We start from the raw sequence: 23,779 nt of genomic DNA on the forward strand, positions 1-23,779 counted from the left end.
GCGCTTAATTCTTTCTTGCGGTAACGCTGACCCATTCTCCCTGGTAGGTCACTTCCAGTACTTCCAATCCAGCGGCCTTCACAGCCTCCACCACGGTCTGCTCCTTGTCATCAATGATGCCAGAGGTGATGTAGATACCGCCCTTCTTCAGCTGATGTACGATGACAGGAGTCAACGGTACCAGTACATCTGCCAGAATATTGGCCACCACGATATCATAACACTCATAGCCTACCTTGTCCTGCACTTCTTTGTCTGTAATGATATTGCCGATCATCATGTCAAACTGTGCCGGATCGATTCCATTCACTTCGCAGTTCTGGGCCACAGCTTCCACAGCACAGATATCCAGATCGGTTCCCACGGCATGTTTTGCCCCGAACATGAGGGATAAAATTGCCAGAATACCGCTGCCGGTGCCGACATCCAAAAGCTCTGTCTCAGGAGTGATGAACTTACGCAGCTGACGGATACACAGCTGTGTGGTCTCATGCATACCGGTGCCAAATGCCGTACCGGGATCGATATGAAGCACCATCTTGTCAGTATCTTCCGGTTTGATATTTTCCCAGGAAGGGATCACCAGAATATCATCGATATAGAACTGGTGGAAATACTGTTTCCAGTTGTTGATCCAGTCAATGTCCTCCGTCTCATCTACCACAACAGAAGCCTCGCCGATATCCATAAACTGGCGTAAGTCTTCCAGTTCCCGCTTTACATCCGCAAGTACAGCTTCGGTCGTGGTCTTCTCCCCGGCCACTTCCAGACTGCCGTCCTCTTTTTCCTCTACAAAAAAACTTAAATAGGCAATGCCGTCATCCTCCGGTCCGTCCGGCAGGATATCTACAAACATCTGCTCCTTCTCCATGGCGGTCAGGGGCACCTTGTCTTCGATCTGTGCCCCTTCCAGTCCGAGATCGTACAGGGTGCTGATAATAATATCTTCCGCTTCCGTTACCGTCTTTATTCTGAATTTAACCCACTTCATTGTTCTTTTTTTCCTTTCTTTTCCATTGTTCCAACACAGCATATATCATTGCAGCCACGATTGCAATAAAACTGTCGATTTCCAATACGCTGACCGCATCCAGCTTCTCTCTCCAGGTGTACCGGTTCAATGCCTGTCCGTCCACAGTTGCTTCATGTACCACCAGTTGCTGATTTTCCGGTACATGCGCCTTTTCCGTAGTAGTATATACTACCTGCGGCAGATTCTCGGAAATACTTTGATTCACGATCCGGTATTCATATACAGCGCCCCTTTTCAGCCGGGTCTCGATGACGGCAGGGAAAAATGTTGTCGATTCCATGGCATCATAAGGAATCACACCTTCATATATCTTCTGATCCTCTTTCCATATCTCCAGACCCAGAAGTCCGTTCCGTTCTTCCTCCTGATTATAGTTCACTGCGATTTCCAGTGTTTTCAGAAAATCTGTCTCCGCAACAAAATACTGCGAAGCATATTCTCCCACCTGCAGGGGCTCTGTATATCCATAATCCTCACTTAAGGAACTGTCCTTTTTATCTTCACGGATTCCTCCATACGGCCATACAAACAACATGGAAAGTATCGCTGCCAGCAGGACTCCTCTTTCCACCCATTTAATCATTTCCCGTTTCCTCCGTTATGTTCACCTTTAAAATATCAAAATCCGTATTCCCATCCATATACTGAAATCCATAATGTCCCATATTTTCATAGGTTACGGTATATTTATCCGATTCCTCCAGCAGATGTCCGAAACACTGGAAATACCAGACTCTTTTCCCCACCAGTTCTTCCAGATCCGGCACCTCTTCCATGGTATAAAAGATCTGGTCCGGCATATAGCATCCGAATAGCTGTCCGAAGCGGGAATCCGTATCGTAGACGACCACATCTCCCGGCTCCATATTCTCCGCTATAAATGCCTTCGTCTCTTCCAGATATGAGATTGTACCATATTCTTCATGATAAGAGATTCCGTAGGCCGACACTCCCATCCACACAGTGAAGGACAGACAGGCGATCCATTCCTGTAAATTGATCCTGGATAAAATGATAGCCATTCCCAGCCAGAACAATCCCATGCTATGCATAACATGGCGGTAGGTAAAAAAGTGGGACGCGTGTAATGCCAGCAGCGCCGCCATCAAATAGCTTACTGGGAAAATACAGGTACACAGAACCGCAAAAACACCGTTTCTTCTCCCCAGCCGCTTCCAAAAGAGGATCGCGCAGACCAGTGTCAGTACAAAAAGAAGTTCTCCCATTTTGGTCGCATACTTCACTCCGGTTCCGAAAATGAAATCAAAAAATTCGTAAATACCGAATTTGGACCGGTTCGTCGGGTTTCCATCAGAAACCAGCAGATGAAAGAAATCGGATTTTATCAGCCATGCCACAAAAAGCAATACAACGGAACCACCACAGACAAACGGCTTCCAGATCTGTTTTCTGTCCTGCTGCCAAATCACCGCCACCAGATACAGGTAGATAAACAGGTAACTGAACGCGGTAAAGTAATGACTGAAAATACCGCAGAAGGTCGTCAGAAACAATATCGTCCACAGGGCCTTACTGTTCAGCCGCTCCCGCAGGAAATAAGCGGTCAGTCCGCAGACGGTAACTCCAAACACCGTCCAGGAATACATTCTGTTGTTCACACTGATCTTCATCATTGCAGGTGTCAGGCTTACCATGATCATATAAAGGGCTGCTGTCTTCGCTCCCCACTGCCTGCGGATCACAACAGGCCCCAGCAGCATGGACAATACCGTTCCCAGCAATGCAAACATTTTGTAGGCAATAATGCCGTCTCCTACCAGAAACGACCACAGCCGCAATCCCATATACCATACCGGCACATCCGTATCATGGGCCGCCAGTACCACGCGAATGATTCCCATCATCGTATTGTCATGGGCGGTGCGATAACTGTATGCTTCATCATAGTCGATCCCCTCACTGAGACACAGGGAGAACAATACCGCCGTGCACAGAATGAGGATCAGCCATAAGCCAATGGTTGTAATTTTATGTTTCTTTTCCGAAGTCATTTTTTTCATCTTCATCAGATCATTAACCCTGTCTTCTCTTTACTCTTCTCTATCATATGATTCAGCTTGCGGAACGGCGGCTCCAGTGCCAGTCCCAGCAGCAATGCTACGATCAGGAACAGTGTCATTTTTCCTACATTGATCCAATAATCCACGCCGTACATTCCTGCAATACATTCTTTAAACGCTTTCATGCCAAACTGGAACGGCAGGAAAGGATAGATCCACTGGAATACCTGCGGAAGAGCCTCGATAGGGAACGTTCCGCCGCTTCCCGCCACCTGGATGACCATGACTACAATAGCCAGTGCCTCACCCACGTTTCCAAAAGCGAAAGTCACAGAATACATAAAGCAGCTGAATGCCGCACTGGCCACGGCTGCCGCCAGCCAGTATAAAAACCTGTGCTGACACTGTATCTCAATATAATAAAGGTTCCCAAGAACAATAAGCAGTGTCTGTGCCTGTCCGATCAGGAAAAACAGCAGATATCTGCCAAAATATCTCTCATGCGCCTTATAATGATCCCCCGGTTCAATGGGTTTCACACCCACGTGAATAATAGCCACCAGGAACAGCGCTCCCACCCAGATTGCCAGGATCGTATAGAACGGCGATGCCGCAGAGCCGTAATGATCCACCGGATAAACAGGTACCGTCTCCAGTCTGACCGGAGAAGATACGAAGTCTGCCACCGCCGTCGGATCGGCAGCCATAGCGCTTAAAATATCCTCATAGGTCTCCGCACCGGTGATCCGTTTTATATTATCTGCTATTTTGCTGACCTTGTCCAGCAGTTCCTGTGCGATCACCAGGGAATCCTGCAGGCTGACATTACCTTCCTGCAAAGTCTGCTGATACTCTTTCAGAATATCGGAAATTTCATCCATATTCACATCCGTACCGTTCATCATCGCTGCGGCATTCAGGAAAGCCTGCTGCATGGATTTGCCGGTAGCCCGGAAAGAAGGTCTGACATTGTTATTGTAATCACTCATCAGATTATTCAGCTGTTTGTTGCAGATCTGGATCTGTTCCCGGATCTGTGCCCGCAGAGTATTGATATCATGATCCACATCTCCCTTGCTGTCTTGCAGCTGTTTCAGATCCGCTTCGATCGTTTTCAGAGACTGGTTGATCTCCTGAATCTGAGCATCCTGTCCGGTGATCAGGCTTCCCAGCACATCCATATTGGCCTGCATGCCCTGTACCAGTCCGATGGCCGTGCCCAATCCGGTGTCCGTGGTGCTTCCAACATTGTTGCTGCCCATCTGCTCCAACAATCCATCAGAAAAGACCGACAGATACTGCAACGCTTCCGTGACCATGTCCATACTGCTGCTCACCATATCTCCCATAACGTCAACCGCATCGACGCTGGAATTGATCATGGTCTGCATACCGATCATGGTATTTCGTCCATTCTCCAGCATATTATCCATATCCGGAAGCATATTCTGGCTGGTCTCCATGATCATCTCCGCGGAGGTCATAATACTCTGGAAGGACTGTAACATAACCACATAGTCCTGCAACTGTGCCTGCATGGTATCCAGAGATTCTTCCACACTGGTCTGCCCGCCGGCATTCACCACCGAAAGGGCATTTCCCGCTTTCATCACCGCTTCTGCCACAGTACTGATAAAGGTGGCATTTACCTGTTCCTGCACAGCATTTTTCGCTTTGCCCGTGATTTTAGGGGCAATACCATTCTTTTTCTCATTTTCATAGTAGTAAATGGTGGGATGATCCACTTCACCGTCGATAAATCCCAGCATTTCCTGAGTAAAAGTCTCCGGAATAATCAATGCCGCATAGTAATCACTGTTCTTCACACCTTCCAGTGCTTCCTCCGTGGTCTCCGGGAACACCCAGCCGATAGTGGTATTGGCTCCCAGAGCCTCCAGCACACTGTCTCCCACGTTCAGAGACAGCCCCATGATCTCCGCCCCGGCATCATCGGAAGCCACGGCTACTTTCAGCTGACTGGTAGCTGCGGGCTCGTAAGGATCCCAGTTGGAGAAAATGTTGAACCAGGCATACAGTGCCGGGAGGATGCTGAGTCCCATGATAATAACGACCGCCACCACATTATTGCTGATCCGACGGATGTCGGTGGTAAATATTTTCCAGATATTATGCATACTATTCACCATCCTCCCAGTCTTCGGTCTCGTCTTCGTTTTCCTCTTCGGTTTCGTCTTCCGGATTCTCTTCGGTCCCGGTCTCGACCGGGGAATTCAGGCCTTCACCAATCAGTTTCCGGGTCTCCCGGATGATCTGCGCCGCCCGGTCAAAGTCTGTCGGAGTCACCGCTTTGAGATCGCCTTCTTCTCCTTTGAGCTCCATGATCTTCTCCTGCAGATTATAATCCATATATTCCACAACGATCAGATAGATTGACAGGGCAAACAGCGACACGATCCACAGGATCAGGAAGATGACCTTGTTGCTGCCAGTCAGGAACAACAGTGCCAGAAAAAACAAGGGGACGATCCAGATACATTTCAGACCGATCTTTATTCTTTTTCTATTCTTCTCATGAAGGGCCTGCTCGTAATCCAGAACCTTCTGAAAAATTTCTTCGTAATTTCTCTCCATGATTTTACCTTTCTGCCTGTTCGGAACTTCATTCACAAACCCACTCCTGCGGAGTTTTCGTTTTCATGGTTCTGAACAGGTGTCACATTAACTCAGTGTCTTCCATACGCTCTTCCACAAAATGGTTCAGTTTTACGAACGGGATCCGGATCACCAGGCCGATCAACAGTCCCTCGATCATAAACAGGCTCAATTTTGCCAGTGCTTCCATATAGGCAGTACCGTACATACCCGCCAGTGCCTCACGCATGGCCCGGATGGCATAGGGGAAGGGAAAGAAAATATAAATCTTCTGGTAGGTGTCCGGTAGCAGTTCGATCGGGAAGGTACCGCTGGAACCAGCGATCTGCAATACCATAACAATAACGCAGACGGCCTTGCCCACATCTCCGAATGCCAGTGTCAGAGAATAGATCAACAGGGAAAATGCCGTAGCCGTAAAGCTTGCCGCCAGGAAAAACAGCCCCGGTTCCACAATGTTTACTTTTAACAGCCACAGATCTCCGGCCACAATGATGGCTGCCTGAATCTGTGCCAATAAGAAGAACAGCAAATATCTGCCGAAATACAATTGATAGCTCTGTACATTTTCAAGCCCTTTCGGAGAGGCTTTTACTTTCACCAGTGCCACCAGGATCGTAGAACCTACCCAGATCGCCAGTGTGGAATAGAACGGTGTCATGGCAGAACCATACGTAGCCACCGGATACATGGCTATGGTCTCCATGGTTACGGGAGATGCAAAATATGCCCCCAGACTATCCGGATCTCCTCCAAGGAAACGCACCAGAATATCCATCATTTCCTCTTCGGATGCACCGTCCAGCTTCTCTGTCAGATCTGTAAGTTTGGCGCTGATATTATCTACCACATCTTTGATCTGTCCCAGACTCTCACTGGTTCCGGACACAGTGTCACCGACACCTTCCATGACAACTCCGACATTTTTCACCGTATTGCTCAGGGTATTTACCAGATTGGTCACCTGATTCAGAGAATCTGACATATTTGTCAGAACCTTCTGCATCTGGGGCACCAGATTATTCTTATAGATTCCCTGCATATTACTTACAGAAGTCTCGCAGCTGTCAATGGCGCTCCTTAAATTATTCATGGCATTGTTGACATTGACCTTTGCATTCTCCGCAGCCTTGTCGTCCGTGGATTCCAGAACGCTGCCCACTACGGTATTCATCAGATCCAGTTCCTTCTGCATGGCTTTCAATGCTTCCATAGCCGCATCAGTTGCCGCTGCGTTGATATTGCTGCCGGTGCCGCCGTTCGCAGCATTACCGTCAGAGACGCTTTCCAGCTTTTGTTGGATCAGTGCCGCCAGCAGTGTATTTACTTGTCCGTTCAGCGTATTGGTATCTCTTGCCACCCGGTTCAGATCTCTCGTCATCTGGGCGGTATCCTCCGCCAGTTTGCTTTCATCCAGAGCCTTTTTGATACTTTCCAGAGAGTTATTGATATTGCTCATGGAAGTATCGATGTTGTTGCTGAAATTGCCCAGGGTGTCTCTGGTAGAAGACAGATCCTGACTGCTCTGGTTCAGACTGGCTGTGGTGCTGTCCAGTTTCTTCTGCATCGCGGGAATCTCATAGTTGACATGGGTGATGGCAGACTCCAGCCGCGCATTGCCTGCCTGAAAGGAGTCGATCATGGCACTGTATTCCTTCAGATTGTCATTCAGTTCCTCCAGTTTGGAACAGAATTCCTCTACATAACTGTCCCCCTGTACCTGATCCGACACCGTATTGCCCTCTTCAAATACCGTGGTAGCCGCCACCTTGATAAAGGTCTCATTGATGGTATTCTGCAGAGTTCCTGCCACCGTATCCGTGATTTTGGTGGCAATGGCATTGCTCTTCTGATTCTGATAATAGATCAGCGCCGGATTCTCAAAATCATCCGAAAATACATTGTACATACTATAAGTAAATTTATCGGTAATGACGACGGCTGCATAATATTTTCCGGCTTCCACGCCCTCTTTTGCTTCTTCCTCGGTATCCAGAAAGATCCATTTTACACTGGTGTTGGAATGCAGGCTTTCCAGTACGGATTCTCCCATATTTACCACCGATCCGTCTTTCAGCGTATAGTCCTGATCCAGGGATACTACCGCCACAGGAATTCCTCCGGTATTGGCATAGGGATCCCAGTTGGCAAATATATTAAACCACGCATACAGCGACGGTATCACGCACAACCCGATAATAATAACCAGCGCAAAAGGCTGCTTCACCAGTTTTTTCAGATCTCCGGTAAAAATCTTCCAAATATTTTTCATATAGCTTCTAGCAACTCCTCATCCGTATCCATTTGATTGGTTTTGGTCTTTTCTCCCCGGGCCGCCGCTTCACACAATCCCAGTATCAGGAAGAAAAGCGGCGCATTCAGCACCTGCTGAAAGCTGATCAGGGAATGTATCCCGTAGGTAAGCAGTAACAATACTGCGAGAAAATTCTTCCTGTATGTCTGCAGCGCCGTGATAAAAACAGCTGCATAGGCAGCCACACCCAGCAGTCCCATATTGACCAGTGTGGTGAGCCACTCATTATGTGCATTGGTAAAAACAGAACCTTCAAAATATCCTTTATCAAAAAGCACCGTGCCTCCCGGCAACAGTTCTCCCAGATACGATGCAAAACAATCCGGGCCTGCTCCCAACAGCTTCTGATGCAGATTTCCTTTCCGGAAACCCATCCATGCCATCTGCCACAATCTTCCCCGGCGATTGCCCCATTCCGCAAAATCGATTACCAACAACCGATGCAGATACCATGCCAGCACTACCGCTATTCCTGCCAGTGCACAACACAATACTCCCTCTTGCAATATTTTTTTCTTATTCTCCGGAATCCTGCGACAGGCTCCCCAAAGCAGCAGACACCCTGCTGCAACCGGAATCCATCCCTGCCAGGCTGCCAGTTTTTTGGCGATGCCATCCTGCAGGAGAATGTCAAACGTTCCCAGATATAACATCCATTTACCCCAACGGCACATTCCCAGCGCCACCGCTGCAAGAAAAAGGAAATATACTTCCCAATGTCCGGTTTGCTTCCGGTCGAGCCAAAAGCACACCCCCATGACTGTGCATGCCACGATCACACCGCTGTCACTTCCCTGTAAAAGCAGAAGCATCATGGCCAACATATTGCACGTTCCTGCCAGCAGTGTGGGACCTTTTTTCCCTGCTTCCACTGCCCGGTGAAACAGCGTCATGGAAAAGGGAAACATCACACTGTAATACCCGCTGAGCCAGTTGCTGTTCCCTAGCGTGGTCAACATATGGGTAAATTCCCAGTCCCCCACAACGTAACCCTTGAGAAGTCCCAGAGGATCATAGCCCAGCTTCTGCAACAGACCGATCAGGGTGACCGCCACAAAAGCCGCCTCTCCTAACCATATCGCCGTTTTACAACTACCTCCGTACTTCGCCGTCAGTAAAAAACCTCCGATCATCAAACAGATCGTGACAGCTCCCATGTACCATTCCCGCTCTCCGTTCCACGCAATACTGCCATAGGGGCTGCAGATTGCAGAGAGTAACGCACAGATTCCGTACAGGCAGACCGCCGTCGTTACCGCATGTGTTCTGCATTTATCGACCGATTTTTTCACTACTTCAGCCAGAGATCTGGCAAAAATCCGATGTTCCCCTGTCCACCGGCTGCTTACAGCAAAGACACACAGTGCCAGCAATGCGATCCCCTGGCAAAGCAGTGAAACATTGCGATACAGGTAATATTTGGTATCACCCAGTTTATAATATCCATTCCAGGGAATATAATAAAGAGGCAGCACTGCCAGAATAACGATCAGATAACTCTGACATACAATTTTCAGAAATTCCTCTTTCCGGTTCTCCATCCTGCAGGCTCCTTCGTGTCACAGACAGCATAACTACTTGAATTGTAAGCGTTTCTGCCCATTCTGTCAAACCGTTCACCCTGCCTTTTGACAAAAAAACCAAACTGTATTCTATATCATTGGCCTTCAAAGATACCTTTAACTTTTTCCCAACAAACCAGTAGCCCCGGCTGGGTGTAAGAATAAGCAGTGCCGTAAGCAGACGTCGGTACCATAGCGTCCCAAGGGACGCATTGCGAGGGTACTTTCCTCACTTATGTACCGCTACGCTCTGCGATAGAGCACGAGCGTGCCGCGTTTCTTACCCCAGCCGAGGCTACGGGGAATTTTATTTATTAACTTTTACTTCCAAAACTTTTTCTTCTTGCCGTCCCTGGAGTCATTCTCCTTGGACTCTCCCTCTCCGCTTTCCGTTGCTTTCTTCACAGCATTCAGGGAATCTCCGGTCAGTACATCGAACTGCTTTAGCAGTTCCTTTGCTTCCGGTTTCAACTTGTCGGGAGTCTGAACCACCAGTGTTACATAATGGTCACCGCGGACATCCTTATTTCTCCAGGAAGGAACACCCTTGCCGCGCAGACGGATCTTGGTGTCGGTCTGGGTTCCGGCCTTTACATCATATACCACCTTGCCGTCTACCGTATCGATCAGCACTTCGCCGCCCAATGCCGCTACTGCAAAAGAAATAGGTACGGTAGAGAAAATATCGAAATCCTGTCTCTGGAAGATAGGATGACGACCTACGATCACTTCTACCAGCACATCGCCTCTGGGGCCACCGTTGACACCTGGCTCACCCAGTCCCGGCATCCGGGTAGACTGTCCGTTGTCGATACCTGCGGGAATATCCACCGCATAACGTTTCTTCATAGGAATATATCCGGTACCACGGCAATCCGGGCATTTGTCCTTGATCACCTTACCGGTACCCTGACAGTCGGGACAGGTCTGTACATTACGCACAGTACCGAAGAAAGACTGCTGGGTAAATACCACCTGACCCTTACCACCACACTTGGTACAGGTCTCAGGGCTGGTTCCGGGCTTCGCACCGGAGCCGTTACAGGTCTTACAGGTTTCCTTTACCGTAAGATCGATCTCTTTCTTGCAGCCGAAAACTGCCTCTTCAAAAGTGATATGAACACTGGTACGGATGTTGGCACCTTTCATGGGGCCGTTATTTCTGGCACCTCTGCTTCTGCCGCCGCCAAAGATATCTCCGAAAATATCTCCGAAAATGTCTCCAAAATCAGCTCCATTGAAATCGAAACCACCGGCACCTCCTGCGCCACCGTCAAATGCCGCATGGCCATACTGATCATACTGACGTCTCTTCTCGGGATCACTCAGCACGGCATAAGCCTCGGAAGCTTCTTTAAATTTCTGTTCTGCCTCCTTGTCTCCGGGGTTCATGTCGGGATGGTATTTTTTCGCCAGTACCCGGTATGCTTTTTTAATTGCAGCATCATCTGCATTCTTATCTACACCGAGGACCTCGTAATAGTCTCTCTTCTGCTCTGCCATTTTTGCACCTCTGTCATTTAAATCTAAAAACGGTTATGCACAGGGCACGCTTTCGCATACCCTGTGCCCCCTGTTATTCGCAATCACTGTTACACAGCATTTACTGTTATACCACGATTTGCGTTATTTGTGAAGTTTAATTATACTTCTCTGAAATCTCCGTCGATCACATCATCGTCTGCGTTAGATCCAGCATTGCTACCGGCCTGTGCATTCATGTCAGGGCCTGCTGCACCCTGTGCACCCTGCTGTGCCTGAGCAGCCTGCTCATACATCTTGGTGAATACAGACTGAGCACTCTGGGTCAGTTTCTCTTTTGCAGCCTTCAGCTCATCTACATCGCTGTCGCTCATCTCCTGGTCTTTGGTTCTCTCCAGAATAGCCTTAACAGCTTCCAGATCAGCCTGTACCTGGGTCTTGTCACTCTCGGGAACCTTGTCACCTACTTCGTTCAGAGCCTTCTCGGTCTGGAATACGAAAGAGTCTGCTTCGTTTCTTGCCTCGATAGCTTCCTTACGCTTCTTGTCCTGTGCCTCGAACTCAGCTGCTTCCTTGACAGCCTTCTCTATATCGGAATCGGACATGTTGGAACCGGCGGTGATGGTGATGTGCTGTTCCTTTCCGGTACCCAGATCCTTAGCGGATACATTTACGATACCGTTGGCATCGATATCGAAAGTAACCTCGATCTGAGGAATTCCTCTGGGAGCGGGTGCAATGCCGTCCAGACGGAACTGTCCGAGGGACTTGTTATCCTTGGCAAACTGACGCTCACCCTGTACTACGTTGATATCTACAGCGGTCTGGTTATCAGCTGCGGTAGAGAAGATCTGGCTCTTTTTGGTAGGAATGGTAGTATTTCTCTCGATCAGTCTAGTAGCGACACCACCCATGGTCTCGATGGACAGGGACAGGGGCGTTACATCCAGTAACAGGATATCGCCAGCACCAGCATCACCTGCAAGCTTACCACCCTGGATAGAAGCACCGATTGCTACGCACTCATCAGGGTTCAGAGATTTGCTGGGCTCTTTACCGGTCAGGGCTCTTACCTTATCCTGTACCGCAGGAATACGTGTAGAACCACCTACTAACAGTACCTGACCCAGATCAGAATAGTTCAGGCCAGCATCCTTCATAGCGTTCTGTACGGGGATAGCAGTCTTATCAACCAGGTCTCTGGTCAGTTCATCGAACTTTGCACGAGTCAGGTTCATATCAAAGTGCTTGGGTCCCTCTGCAGTTGCGGTAATGAAAGGAAGGTTGATGTTGGTGGTCATTGCGCTGGACAGCTCTTTCTTAGCCTTCTCAGCTGCTTCCTTCAGTCTCTGCATAGCCATCTTATCACCGGACAGATCTACGCCTTCTGCCTTCTTGAATTCATCCAGCATCCACTGAATGATCTTGTTATCGAAATCATCACCGCCAAGGTGTGTATCACCGTTGGTAGCCAGTACTTCGATGACACCGTCACCGATCTCGATGATAGATACATCAAAGGTACCGCCACCAAGGTCGTATACCATGATCTTCTGTTCTTTTTCATTGTCCAGACCATAAGCAAGTGCTGCTGCGGTAGGCTCGTTGATGATACGCTTTACATCCAGGCCTGCGATCTTACCTGCATCCTTGGTAGCCTGACGCTGGGCATCATTGAAGTATGCGGGAACTGTGATAACTGCCTCGGTAACCTTCTCACCCAGATAGCTCTCGGCATCTGCTTTCAGCTTCTGCAGAATCATTGCGGAGATCTGCTGCGGAGAGTATTTTTTGCCGTCAATGGTACGGCCGCGATCGGTACCCATATCTCTCTTAATGGAAGAAATGGTCTTCTCTGCGTTGGTAACTGCCTGACGCTTTGCAGGCTCACCGACCAGTCTCTCACCGGTCTTGGTAAATGCTACAACAGAGGGTGTGGTTCTTGCACCTTCTGTATTAGCGATAACGGTGGGTTTACCACCTTCCATAACAGCTACACAGCTGTTGGTTGTACCTAAGTCAATACCAATAATCTTACTCATAATATTTTCCTCCTGTTTTTATTCTCTGTTTTCATTTTATAGTTTCTATTCTCAAAAATATGTGATAATCAAATTATTGAACAACACCTACCATGCTGTGTCTTACGACCATGTCATGATATGTGTAACCCTTCTGAAGTTCCTGGGCTATCACACCGGATTCATACTCATCGCTCTCCACCTGCATCACCGCGTTGTGAAGATTCGGGTCGAATTCCTGTCCGACTGCCTCGATGGGTTTTACACCGATGTTCTCAAGTTCTGTCATCAGCTGTTTGTAGATACGGTTCATACCGTCTACGAAAGGATCCTCTTTGGATTCCTCGGGAACCGTTGCCAGGCCTCTTTCAAAATTATCTACTACCGGAAGGATCTTCTCGATCACACTCTTGGCACCGGTATCGAACATTGCCTGTTTCTCTTTATCGGTTCTCTTGCGGAAGTTCTCGAACTCTGCCATCTGACGCTTTACTCTGTCTTCCAGCTGATCGATCTTCTCCTTGTAGGAATCTTCCTTTTTGTTCAGCTTTGCCTGCTTCTTTGCTGCCTTTTTGTCTTCCTTGCTCACGGGTTCCTCATCTTCTGTCTCTTCTTCCTTCAGTTCTTCGGCATCTGAAAGATCCTGTTCCATTTCTTCCTCTAATATTTCTTTTTCCTGATCTGCCATTCTTACTTTCCTTTCTGGAATCTGTCTATTCTTTGCGGTAAAGGTCATCCAACTGGTTCTGCACCGTCCGCAGCGTTCCTATGACCTTGTCATAATCCATTCTCTTGGGACCTATGATTCCTATGGTTCCCTTCATGCCTTCGCCTAATTCATAAGTAGCTGTGACAACACTGCAGTCCTTCATGCCCTGCACCGGTGTCTCGTCTCCGATGTACACCTGGATACCTGTGCTGCCTTCATCTGCCAGGGACTCCTGGATCAGACCGCCCAGCTGCTGTTTTTCTTCGAAGGCATTGATCAGTTCACTTGCCTTGGACTGATCTGCCAGTTCCGGATACCGGAAAATATTGTTGGCCCCGCTGGTGTAGATCTCCAGGTCCTCGTCTGCCTTGATGGCATCCGCCACAGCATCGATCACCTCACTGACGATCTCACTGTGGATTCCGGCCTGCTGCTTCATTGCTGCGATCATTCCCAGATTGATCTCCTCCATGGACAATCCATTGAGGTGGGTATTCAACAGAATGTTCAGCTTCAGCAGTGTCTCATCATCCAGTTCCTGATTCACCGCCAGGATATTGTTCTTGATCACATTACCTTCGGCAACGATGACCGCCAGAATCTGTCCGGCATCTACCCGGGACAGCTGGATGAACTTTACCTTGTTGCGATGTACCTGCGGAGCACTGATCATGGTGGCGTATTGTGTGTTCTGAGCCAGGGTCTTCACCACCTGTTTTAACAGGTTCTCCAGCTTATCCTGCCTCTCTAAGAGCATATCCTTCATCTCATTGACTTCCTGCTCTCTGGTCGCCATCATGGTATCCACATAGAAGCGATATCCCTTATCGGAAGGAATTCTTCCTGCGGAAGTGTGCGGCTGTATGATATAACCCATCTCTTCCAGATCTGACATCTCATTCCGAATGGTTGCCGAACTTAGATTCAGATCTGTGTATTTTGAAATGGTCCTGCTGCCTACCGGCTCTCCCGTTTCCAAGTAGTTCCGGATAATGGCTTGCAATATAATTCTTTTTCTGTCATCCAATTGCATTCCATCACTCCCTTTGGGATTATTAGCACTCATCTAAAAGGAGTGCTAACATCTTCTTACCCTAAAATATCACTACAGGATATTATTGTCAACTGATTTTCCCGAAAATAATTCTAAACAAAATATTAAAAAAAACTATTCAGAGCCTCATTCGCCAAATACAGATTCTTGTGCAAGCACAAATCTGTACTTGGCTCATCGTATACACAAAAAGGACCGGCACTATTTCAGTACCAGTCCTGTCTCCAGATATACGGGAAGTGCCCGTACATATACCATATCTATTGTGCCTCCGACAAGGATCAGAAAACATATCGCAACCCCTGTATTCACCAGCCACCGGGGAAAGGTTCTGCCTTTGATCTTCAGTTCCGAAAGTTTTTGAATTCCTTTTATCATATAATACATCAGGGGGAGCAGCGCTGGGAGCAGGTACCGTCCCTGATTCTGATAATCCGTGGTGTATGCATAATAAATCGTCAGAAATGCCGGCATAAAAATGCAATAAAGCATATTAATATGGAAGAACCATTCTCTTCCGGATATTTTGCGACGCTTCTTATAGCAGATCATATACAGAAGGCTTCCCGCGGTGCCAAGCACAAAAAATGCTTTATACGCCCGATACAGCCAGATGCTTCCGTAGATGGACATGGAGCCGAAAGCTGCCACGAAGCTGTGGAACAGACCGGACAGTGTGTAGCGTTCCCGGAACATTTCCAGCACCGTATAACCCATGGACTGATAAGTCTGCATGGTCAGCGGATTGACACTCTCCACCGCATATTGGATCGCCATCTTTTCCCGGGTGGCCAGTCCCAGCAGATCTCCGTCCAGAACGATATAACTGCGGATGAACCACCAGCCGATCCCCGCCAGAACTACTCCGGCGATCAGACAGCCGTATTTCAGCATATTCTTCCAGTCATAGAAATAGCCGCCGTTTTCCTTCTTCTGCAAAAAGGACAACAGAAAGAGTAAAATGCAGCTTACGATATATCCGTAGGCATTATAATAAGAAAGAGCACACAGAATAATACCACCGCTCATCCACAGACTGTTGCGGAGACTTATACCATCCTGATATACGCATACCAGAGCATATACCATCATGGCCGTGGATAACATACAGCAGGAATCCGTATTCACATAAGTGTGCAGGAACAATCCCTCCGGCAGGTACGTTACTGCAAAGCAGAACAGCCAACGGAACCGGTCATCCCGGAACACTCTTTTTCCAATCAAATATACCACTACTGCCATCAGCAGGCCAAAGGTTACGTTCACCAGTCTTGCGGTATAGAGCAATACCACTTCCGATTCCGTAAACAGGCTCACAAAGCGCATGAGATATCCCTGCACGATATAGGGAAATACGTTATACAGAGCATAGGAAAATCCGTAGGCCGGAATCCGCACCTCTTCCTCCCATCCCGTAGGGATCTTCCCATACTTGCAGATAAACTGCGGGATCAGATATCTCGCATGTTCATCCGGCGGATTACCATACAGCGGCGGTGTGTTGGCCAGCGGCTGCAACAGTGCAAGTGTAAGTGCCAGTGCCAGAAATCCCAACAGATATAATGTAAAAATAATCTTTTCTGATTTTTTCTGCATTCTGTCATCCTTTAACATTTTTATAGATACGAAGACCCCAAAGTGGTAAATTCAACTTTGGGGCCTGCTCACAAGTATTCTTACGAATGCAAGCATTCAACGTATATATACTTATTTTTTATTACTCTGAATAGTTTATATGTAGAAGCTTCCGGTGATCTCTTTGTTCATTACATAGTAAACCATGTTCTCTTCGGGCTTTACATACAGCTCTACGCTGGTCAGGTCAGCTGCCTTCTGCTTGAGATCGTATTTCCATACGTCCTTGGCGATCTTCAGCAGTTCTTCCTGAGAGTAGGACTTTCCACCGAACTGAACGCTGATCTCACTCTTTAACTCTGTCTTCTTGGCTACGGGCTTCTTAGCCTCTGCCTTTGCAGGTGCTGCCTTCTTGGTCTCTTTCTTAACTGTTTCCTTCTTGGCTGCAGGCTTCTTAACCTCTGCCTTTACAGGTGCTTTTTCTTCTGCCTTTGCTACAGGGGCCTTCTCAGCTTCCTTCACAGCGGTCTTGGTTTCTGTCTTAACTGGAGTTGTCGGTGCTGCTTTCTTAACTTCTGCCTTAGGTGCTTCCACTTTAGCTGCTACAGGTGCTACAGTTTTCTTAACTACTGCCATGTTACCGTCTCCCTTCTGTACGAATCATGTACAAAAAACATTTTCATTCTCCTCACAAGTACCGTATTTCGGCGCTCGATAAGGGTAGTGTATTCCTTTTCCCTATAATTGTCAACTGTTATGCGAATACCAGAAAGTACAGCAATACGATAATACCCAGCACAATACGATACCATCCAAAGACTTTAAAGTCATGCTTTTTGATATATCCCATCAGGAAACGAAGTACGAACAGGGATACAATGAAGGATATCACTGTACCGACCAGCAGGCAGGCAAGCTCCATTCCCGTGAATGCAAATCCGAACTTCAATACCTTCAGAAGACTCGCTCCAAACATAACGGGAATCGCCAGAAAGAAGGTAAATTCCGCTGCCACCGTTCTCGATATACCAATCATAATAGCACCCAGGATCGTAGCTCCGGAGCGGGATGTTCCGGGCAGTGCCGCAGCCACCAGTTGGCAGAAACCGATGATCAATGCATCTCTGTAGGTCAACTGTGACAGTGTTGTGGTGGTAGGTACACGATTCTTGTTCCAGTTCTCGATCACGATAAACAATACACCGACCAGTACCAGCATAACTGCTACCACGATGACCTGGACCGTTACTCCACTGGTTCCGATCTCTTTTTTGAAGGCTTCGCTCACCGCATCATCAAACAGCAGGCCGTAAACGACCGCAGGGATACATGCTACAACGATCTTCACCCACATCCAGAAAGCATCCATGCTCAGTGCCACATTTCCTACCGTAAAATCTTTTTTAGATCTTACAATACCACCTTTTTTTGTCTGCTGATTTTTCTTCATATAAAAAGGCCAGATCTTGTTCCAGAACAGAACGACTACCGCCAGGATAGCTCCCAACTGAATGACAACATCAAACATATCGAAGAAACCTTCACTGGTCTCCTGAAAGGGAATCAGACGCTCCACCAGGATCAGATGTCCTGTGCTGCTGATGGGCAGCCACTCGGTGATGCCCTCCACGATACCGTAGATAATTGCCTTGATAATTTCTAACATTTTGTTTCTCCTATCTTTTTTATTTTCTGACGAATCAGAGCTTTTATTTTTCGAGATATGCCAGCAGATCTTCATAGCAGTTCTCTGCTTCCTGATAGCCCTCTTCATATAATGCGATCAGTTTGTCCTTGTCTTTCTCTATCCGTCCCACATCACTCTTCTTATGAGGTCTGATCACGAAAGCCTGACCGTTTTTCTCCTGTCTGTCAATATAATCCAGGCACTCGTTATAACGGATATGTCGGTCTGCCATGAGTTCATATACTTTAGGATATTTCAGGTATCTGAGTTTTATGAGTCCCAGCTGTGACGCAGATGCTGGCTTTCTCACGAATCCCACCTCTTTGGTCATGACCAAGATGTTCTTCCGGTTGCCGTCCAGAATAGATTTCTCCAGAGGAATGGCATCGCTGATGCCACCATCCAGATACAGCTTCCCATCGATCTTCACATTCCGTGCCACCAGCGGCAGGGATGCGGATGCCCGGATCTTGTCGATATCCTTGCGGATATCACGGACACGCAGATACTCCGGCTGTCCCGTCTCGATGTTGGTCACCACGCTGTAGGCCTTGCCGGGATATTTTTCAAAGGTATCGTAATCATACGGATACAGGTAATCCGGAATCAGGTGATAACAGAAATCCACATTGAACAAATCTCCGCTGGTCAATAAGCTTTCCAGGCTGCAATACCGTCTCGTATCCAGATAATCCACACTGACACTCAGCGCCCGTCCCTTTTGTCTGGACAGGTAGCTGCACATATGGCATGCACCGGCGGATACTCCGTAGATGTGGGAAAAATCAATTCCCTTTTCTGTAAAAAAGTCCAGTACGCCGGCGGTGTATACACCCTTCATTCCGCCGCCTTCCAATACCAGTCCTGCCTGATACATTCTCATTACTCTCCTTTCTGCTTCTGCAACTATCCAGAACCCCATTCGCAAAATCGCATCTGCGATGCTTTCCTGAATAACAAGTTCTCTTGTTATTTGCTCATGTGGTTGTTTCGTCACATCAGCATATCGAAAGGCTCATTCGTGCAAGCACGATTCGCTTTTCGATATGCTGTGTGACTCTAGATAGTTGCATACTCGGTCTTTACGAACTTACGCAAAGCTTCCAGAGATCTCTCCACTTTTTCGGTGTCCACACAGTAGGCCATACGGAAATATCCGGGTGCACCAAAGCTATCACCCGGTACCAGAACGAGATCATATTTCAATGCTTTCTGGCTGAATACCTTGGCATCCTCTTCCAGCGCTTTCGGGAAAATGTAGAAGGTTCCGCCGGGCTTCACGCAGGTGAATCCCAGCTCGGTCAGTTCTTTATACAGGATATTCATATTCGTCTCATACACCGACAGATCCGCTGTCTTATCCAGTACCTGTGCCACTGCCAGCTGGATAATGGAAGGAGGACAGTTGTGTCCGATACCCCGGGAGATCTGTCCGCACATATTGATCATGGTCTCCGCATCCTCACATGCCGGGTTCACTGCCACATAACCGATACGCTCTCCCGGCAGAGACAGGGATTTGGAGAAAGAATAGCACATGATGGTATTGTCATAAAAATAGGATACGCAGGGACTGTCTACACCTTCAAACACAATCTCACGATAAGGTTCATCAGAGATCAGATAAATAATATGACCGTATTCCTTGGACTTTTCGCTCAGGATATCTGCCAGTCTCTGCAATGTCGGGGTGGAATATACCACACCGGAGGGGTTGTTGGGAGTATTGATCAGTACTGCCTTGACCTTCTCCGTCAGCATCTCCTCAAACGCCTCGAAGTTGATCTGGAAGTTCTCCAGATTGGGGGGAACCACCTTCAGTACCGCTCCGGTGAGATCCACATACGGATGATATTCCGGGAAAAACGGTGCAAAAGTCAGGATCTCATCTCCCGGCTCCGTCACCAGACGAAAAGCATGTGCCAGCGCTCCTGCCGCCCCGGATGCCATGAAAATGTGCTCCTTACGATAAGGCAGCCCAAACCTTTTCTCCAGGTTCTCCGCAATTGCCTCCCTGACACTTGTAATACCGAGGCTGGGACTGTAGCCATGCAGTTCCAACGGTTCCTTCGTTGCCAGCATATGGATCATACGATCTGTAAATTCTCTGGGAACCGGAACGGAAGGATTCCCCAGGCTGTAATCAAATACGTTCTCGTATCCGATCTCCTGTCCTCTTGCCGTAGCAAATTCCGAAAGCTGGCGGATCACCGATTTTCCCGACAGCATGTCTTTATATTTCTGAACTAACATACTAATCTCCTTTCCGCAGACGATTCCTTTCGTCGGAGGAATCGCAAATCAAATTTCAAATTTGATTCTGCGCTGTTTATTTGATCTCTATAAACTTATCTCTGAACCTTTCCGTGGACAGACAGATACTGTTTCTTCCACAGCTTTTGGCCTTATAGAGAAGATCATCCGCTCTTGATGTGAAATCCCATTCCTTGTTATTGCCCACCGGAATCCGCACAAATACTCCCTGGCTTACCGATACATAGTTGCTGCAATTACTGCATTCATGGGGAAGTTTCAATTTGCGGACTTCCCTCAAAATATCTTCCGCCACTCTTCGTATCTTCTCCACCGTCATTCCTGTATAGAGGATCATAAATTCATCCCCACCGTATCTGGCACAGAAAATCTTACCCGGAACCTGCTGTTTCCGCAGAACTCCGGCAATCGCTTTCAGGCACTGATCTCCGGCCAAATGTCCGTAATGATCGTTGTATTCCTTGAAGAAATCAATATCCATGAGTTCTACTCCCATGAGCTCATGTTCCTCATAGGCATGTTCAAAACTGCTCGTAAAGTGTTCATGTAAAAAGGTCCGGTTTGCCAGTCCCGTCAGTTCATCATGCATAGCCAGACTTTCCAGCTCCCGGTTGGAAGCTTTCATGTTCGTCCAGTCCAACGTAACGTTTTTCAGCCGGTTCTGCAATTCTATGACATTGATCAGCGCTTCTCTGTTTTCCTGTTGGTATTTCTCATAAATATCAAAATACTGGCGGGTATAATCTATGTATTCCCAGGTGAGACCCTTCTTCTGCAGAAGTTCACTCTTGAAAGGATACAGGTCTAGGAAAATATTATAATGCTCTTCGATATGCTTTTCATCAATGATCCGGATCAATTCTTCCAGATATTTTCCATCAGGCAGGATTGCCAGGATTCCCGCCAGGATCACCAGTTCATCCATGATCTCTTCAAAAACATCCCGGTCTGACAATTGCTCCAGAAGATCTGCTGCAAGCTTTAAAGCCTCTTCCTCATGCCCTTGTAATAATTCGCAGGAAATACGATACATTTCTAATGTTATTTTCGAATAATAGCTTTCCGGTGCCTCTCTGATGATCTGTTCTATTTGATTCCAAAGCCGTAAAGCCTCTTCCATTTCTCCCATATACATGTGACAGCAGCCACATTCGATCATACAGTTGATCCTGTTATAATTCAGCTGATATGTTTTCTCTGACTTACTATAGGAGTCGATTGCTGTACGGTAATGCTGTATCGCCTCCTGCCGCAGGCGCATCCTGACCAGGGTATAGGCAATATTACTCTCCGCCATGCCCTGGATATAATAAAAATGGTATTTTTCCGCATATTGAAGGCAGTTATAATAGGAACTTAAGGCCACCATCCGGTTGTTCTTCCGATCGGACACCGCTCCCATCATATTATAGGTTCTGGCCAGCAGTTCATACATCTGCTCATTTTTCAGATAACCGATACTCTCTGTCAGACATTGCAAGGTGTTTTCATACTGGTCGTTCTGCCAATAATATTCTGCAAGATAATAAAGCCCCAGGCCGGCCAGCTTCTGTGAGCCGGTGTCTGCTGCATATTCCATCACTTTCTGACAGGTCTCGTTGTCCGGAAATTTACCGTTTTCCCGGTTTTGGATGGTTTCCTCTATGAAATTTTGAACGGTCTGTGGTAAACCCTTTAAATCCATGCCGGTTCCTTTCCGGAATCCCCAAGCTGTCATTGATCATCCCCTGTCAGAGGCCATCATAAACAGCCATGGTATTCTAAATAGTTATCATACCACAGTACTTTGTCACTTTACAAGATTGCTCCGCCAAAAATACACGTCACCCGTAAAAAATTAAGGTTTTATTTAGATTTCATCCTCTGCCCATGCAAGAGCACATTTCACCGCACGATGCCAGCCCTTTAACAGTTTCTTGCAGTCTTCTTCATCCATTTCCGGTGCAAAGGATGCTCCGATCTGCCAGTTCTCACGGATCTCATCACGATTCTTCCAATAGCCTACCGCAAGTCCTGCCAGATAAGCCGCTCCCAGAGCAGTCGTCTCGATACATGCCGGACGGCGTACCTGGGTGTTGACGATATCCGCCTGGAACTGCATAAGGAAATCATTGGCACTGGCGCCGCCGTCTACTTTCAGACTCTTTAAGTCAATGCCGCTGTCCTTCTCCATGGCTTCCAGCACATCTGCCGTCTGGTATGCAATAGATTCCAGCGTGGCTCGGATGAAATGTTCCTTGGTACAGCCTCTGGTAATGCCGACGATGGTTCCTCTGGCATACTGGTCCCAGTAAGGAGCTCCCATGCCCGCAAATGCCGGAACAATATAGACCCCTGCGGTATCCGGCACATGCTCTGCATACTCCTGGGACTGTGCAGAGGTCTTGAGCATACGCATACTGTCACGAAGCCACTGAATCCCGGCACCGGCTACGAACACGCTGCCCTCCAGGGCATACTCCACATTTTTTGTAGTGCTGGCTGCAATGGTAGTCAGCAGACCGGATTGGGAAGTAATGGCTTCGTGTCCGGTATTCATTAATAAGAAGCAGCCGGTCCCGTAAGTGTTTTTCACTTCTCCCTGTTCAAAACAGCATTGTCCGAACAACGCTGCCTGCTGGTCTCCCGCTGCGCCGGCAATGGGAATCTCACCGCCCAGTACAGAAGCATCGGTCCTGCCGTAGATCTCACTGGAACAGCACACCTTCGGCAGCAGACTCTCCGGGATATTGAAGCGCTTCAGGATCTCCTGATCCCAGCAGAGATTATGAATATCGAAAAGCATGGTCCGGGAAGCATTGGTATAATCCGTTACATGTACGGCACCCTTGGTCAGATTCCAGATCAGCCAGGTATCTACCGTACCGAAAAGCAATTCTCCCCGCTCTGCCCGTTCTCTGACACCGGGTACATTATTCAGGATCCAGGCAATCTTGGAAGCACTGAAATAAGCATCCGGGATCAAGCCGGTCTTCTTCCGGATGATCTGATCAAAGCCGTCTTTTTTCAGTTCCTCAATCATATCGGAAGTACGGCGGCACTGCCATACAATAGCATTGTATACAGGTTCGCCGGTATTTTTATCCCAGATAATCGTGGTTTCCCGCTGGTTGGTGATGCCAATGGCCTCGATCTGGTCATCGGTGATACCCAGCACTGCCATACTTTCAATGGCCACTCCCAGCTGGGAGGACCAGATTTCCATAGGGTTATGCTCTACCCAGCCTGGCTGGGGATAGATCTGTGTGAATTCTTTTTGTGCCATGGAACAGATATTTCCCTGTTTATCAAACAGGATACAGCGGGAACTCGTGGTTCCCTGATCCAGTGCCATGATGTATGTCTTTTTCTGTGTGTTATGTGTATCTCCCATTGTGTTATGTAACCTCCCGTTGTTCGTTCCAGGCTCTGCCCATAGCATATCCCAATCGTGT

The 23,779-nt window shown here is 47.8% G+C and carries 18 protein-coding genes; all 18 read right to left on the minus strand.

Translation table 11 applies throughout. From position 1 onward, the window contains the following. Positions 1-4: 4 nt before the first annotated feature. The gene (prmA, locus tag ACLTOH_RS03835) at positions 5-991 is read right to left on the minus strand and encodes a 50S ribosomal protein L11 methyltransferase (protein WP_022312143.1); all 987 of its coding nucleotides are present in this window, start codon (positions 989-991) and stop codon (positions 5-7) included. Beyond that, positions 978-1,616, minus strand: coding sequence for a hypothetical protein (locus ACLTOH_RS03840; protein ID WP_227732152.1), 639 nt, complete (start codon positions 1,614-1,616; stop codon positions 978-980). Before ACLTOH_RS03840 ends, prmA begins: the two co-directional genes overlap by 14 nt. Continuing rightward, on the minus strand, positions 1,609-3,060 hold the full coding sequence (locus ACLTOH_RS03845) for a hypothetical protein (RefSeq protein WP_227732150.1): 1,452 nt from the start codon (positions 3,058-3,060) through the stop codon (positions 1,609-1,611). Before ACLTOH_RS03845 ends, ACLTOH_RS03840 begins: the two co-directional genes overlap by 8 nt. Next, entirely contained in the window at positions 3,060-5,189 is a 2,130-nt protein-coding gene (locus ACLTOH_RS03850) for a YhgE/Pip domain-containing protein (RefSeq protein WP_117465971.1), read from the minus strand. The genes ACLTOH_RS03845 and ACLTOH_RS03850 overlap by 1 nt, the downstream gene beginning before the upstream one ends. 1 nt (position 5,190) lies before the next feature. Beyond that, a complete protein-coding gene (locus ACLTOH_RS03855) occupies positions 5,191-5,646 on the minus strand; it encodes a hypothetical protein (protein WP_412123675.1) in 456 nt (151 codons plus the stop codon). An 82-nt stretch (positions 5,647-5,728) separates the two neighbouring features. Further along, entirely contained in the window at positions 5,729-7,939 is a 2,211-nt protein-coding gene (locus ACLTOH_RS03860; RefSeq protein WP_022312148.1) for a YhgE/Pip domain-containing protein, read from the minus strand. After that, complete coding sequence (locus tag ACLTOH_RS03865; protein WP_118668608.1) at positions 7,936-9,522, minus strand: O-antigen ligase family protein; 1,587 nt, start codon at positions 9,520-9,522, stop codon at positions 7,936-7,938. The genes ACLTOH_RS03860 and ACLTOH_RS03865 overlap by 4 nt, the downstream gene beginning before the upstream one ends. Before the next feature lie 342 nt (positions 9,523-9,864). Further along, on the minus strand, positions 9,865-11,046 hold the full coding sequence (gene dnaJ, locus ACLTOH_RS03870) for a molecular chaperone DnaJ (protein ID WP_022312150.1): 1,182 nt from the start codon (positions 11,044-11,046) through the stop codon (positions 9,865-9,867). 140 nt (positions 11,047-11,186) lie between these two features. Next, the gene (dnaK, locus tag ACLTOH_RS03875; RefSeq protein ID WP_118538183.1) at positions 11,187-13,067 is read right to left on the minus strand and encodes a molecular chaperone DnaK; all 1,881 of its coding nucleotides are present in this window, start codon (positions 13,065-13,067) and stop codon (positions 11,187-11,189) included. A 73-nt stretch (positions 13,068-13,140) separates the two neighbouring features. After that, positions 13,141-13,734: a nucleotide exchange factor GrpE gene (gene grpE, locus ACLTOH_RS03880; RefSeq protein WP_118503160.1), complete on the minus strand. Its 594-nt coding sequence runs from the start codon at positions 13,732-13,734 to the stop codon at positions 13,141-13,143. A gap of 25 nt (positions 13,735-13,759) precedes the next feature. Further along, positions 13,760-14,788: a heat-inducible transcriptional repressor HrcA gene (hrcA, locus tag ACLTOH_RS03885; RefSeq protein WP_227732129.1), complete on the minus strand. Its 1,029-nt coding sequence runs from the start codon at positions 14,786-14,788 to the stop codon at positions 13,760-13,762. Positions 14,789-15,010: 222 nt separating this feature from the next. Then, positions 15,011-16,405 carry a DUF2142 domain-containing protein gene (locus ACLTOH_RS03890; protein ID WP_412223415.1) on the minus strand — a complete coding sequence of 465 codons (1,395 nt, stop codon included), beginning with the start codon at positions 16,403-16,405 and terminating at the stop codon, positions 15,011-15,013. A gap of 135 nt (positions 16,406-16,540) precedes the next feature. Continuing rightward, positions 16,541-17,020, minus strand: a complete 480-nt coding sequence (locus tag ACLTOH_RS03895) for a DUF6465 family protein (protein ID WP_117465980.1) — start codon at positions 17,018-17,020, stop codon at positions 16,541-16,543. A gap of 118 nt (positions 17,021-17,138) precedes the next feature. Then, positions 17,139-18,050, minus strand: coding sequence for an undecaprenyl-diphosphate phosphatase (locus ACLTOH_RS03900; protein WP_117465981.1), 912 nt, complete (start codon positions 18,048-18,050; stop codon positions 17,139-17,141). Positions 18,051-18,093: 43 nt separating this feature from the next. Further along, positions 18,094-18,954, minus strand: a complete 861-nt coding sequence (locus tag ACLTOH_RS03905) for a patatin family protein (RefSeq protein WP_320443435.1) — start codon at positions 18,952-18,954, stop codon at positions 18,094-18,096. A 176-nt stretch (positions 18,955-19,130) separates the two neighbouring features. Next, complete coding sequence (locus tag ACLTOH_RS03910) at positions 19,131-20,324, minus strand: pyridoxal phosphate-dependent aminotransferase (protein ID WP_262593604.1); 1,194 nt, start codon at positions 20,322-20,324, stop codon at positions 19,131-19,133. 76 nt (positions 20,325-20,400) lie between these two features. Continuing rightward, complete coding sequence (locus ACLTOH_RS03915; RefSeq protein WP_412223416.1) at positions 20,401-22,029, minus strand: diguanylate cyclase domain-containing protein; 1,629 nt, start codon at positions 22,027-22,029, stop codon at positions 20,401-20,403. 165 nt (positions 22,030-22,194) lie between these two features. Next, entirely contained in the window at positions 22,195-23,718 is a 1,524-nt protein-coding gene (gene glpK / locus ACLTOH_RS03920) for a glycerol kinase GlpK (RefSeq protein ID WP_412223418.1), read from the minus strand. Between the last annotated feature and the right edge of the window lie 61 nt (positions 23,719-23,779).

Source organism: Waltera sp., assembly GCF_046969025.1.
GTDB classification, from domain to species: domain Bacteria; phylum Bacillota; class Clostridia; order Lachnospirales; family Lachnospiraceae; genus Acetatifactor; species Acetatifactor acetigignens.

What these genes read in the sequence shown, in the direction of transcription:
- ACLTOH_RS03845 (WP_227732150.1), bottom strand. Translation starts at nt 3,060, where the DNA reads ATGAAGATGAAAAAAATGACTTCGGAAAAGAAACATAAAATTACAACC.
- ACLTOH_RS03855 (WP_412123675.1), bottom strand. Translation starts at nt 5,646, where the DNA reads ATGGAGAGAAATTACGAAGAAATTTTTCAGAAGGTTCTGGATTACGAG.
- hrcA (WP_227732129.1), bottom strand. Translation starts at nt 14,788, where the DNA reads ATGCAATTGGATGACAGAAAAAGAATTATATTGCAAGCCATTATCCGG.
- ACLTOH_RS03905 (WP_320443435.1), bottom strand. Translation starts at nt 18,954, where the DNA reads ATGAGAATGTATCAGGCAGGACTGGTATTGGAAGGCGGCGGAATGAAG.
- dnaJ (WP_022312150.1), bottom strand. Translation starts at nt 11,046, where the DNA reads ATGGCAGAGCAGAAGAGAGACTATTACGAGGTCCTCGGTGTAGATAAG.
- ACLTOH_RS03900 (WP_117465981.1), bottom strand. Translation starts at nt 18,050, where the DNA reads ATGTTAGAAATTATCAAGGCAATTATCTACGGTATCGTGGAGGGCATC.
- glpK (WP_412223418.1), bottom strand. Translation starts at nt 23,718, where the DNA reads ATGGGAGATACACATAACACACAGAAAAAGACATACATCATGGCACTG.
- dnaK (WP_118538183.1), bottom strand. Translation starts at nt 13,067, where the DNA reads ATGAGTAAGATTATTGGTATTGACTTAGGTACAACCAACAGCTGTGTA.
- ACLTOH_RS03915 (WP_412223416.1), bottom strand. Translation starts at nt 22,029, where the DNA reads ATGGATTTAAAGGGTTTACCACAGACCGTTCAAAATTTCATAGAGGAA.
- ACLTOH_RS03860 (WP_022312148.1), bottom strand. Translation starts at nt 7,939, where the DNA reads ATGAAAAATATTTGGAAGATTTTTACCGGAGATCTGAAAAAACTGGTG.
- ACLTOH_RS03895 (WP_117465980.1), bottom strand. Translation starts at nt 17,020, where the DNA reads ATGGCAGTAGTTAAGAAAACTGTAGCACCTGTAGCAGCTAAAGTGGAA.
- ACLTOH_RS03850 (WP_117465971.1), bottom strand. Translation starts at nt 5,189, where the DNA reads ATGCATAATATCTGGAAAATATTTACCACCGACATCCGTCGGATCAGC.
- ACLTOH_RS03840 (WP_227732152.1), bottom strand. Translation starts at nt 1,616, where the DNA reads ATGATTAAATGGGTGGAAAGAGGAGTCCTGCTGGCAGCGATACTTTCC.
- ACLTOH_RS03865 (WP_118668608.1), bottom strand. Translation starts at nt 9,522, where the DNA reads ATGGAGAACCGGAAAGAGGAATTTCTGAAAATTGTATGTCAGAGTTAT.
- ACLTOH_RS03910 (WP_262593604.1), bottom strand. Translation starts at nt 20,324, where the DNA reads ATGTTAGTTCAGAAATATAAAGACATGCTGTCGGGAAAATCGGTGATC.
- grpE (WP_118503160.1), bottom strand. Translation starts at nt 13,734, where the DNA reads ATGGCAGATCAGGAAAAAGAAATATTAGAGGAAGAAATGGAACAGGAT.
- prmA (WP_022312143.1), bottom strand. Translation starts at nt 991, where the DNA reads ATGAAGTGGGTTAAATTCAGAATAAAGACGGTAACGGAAGCGGAAGAT.
- ACLTOH_RS03890 (WP_412223415.1), bottom strand. Translation starts at nt 16,405, where the DNA reads ATGCAGAAAAAATCAGAAAAGATTATTTTTACATTATATCTGTTGGGA.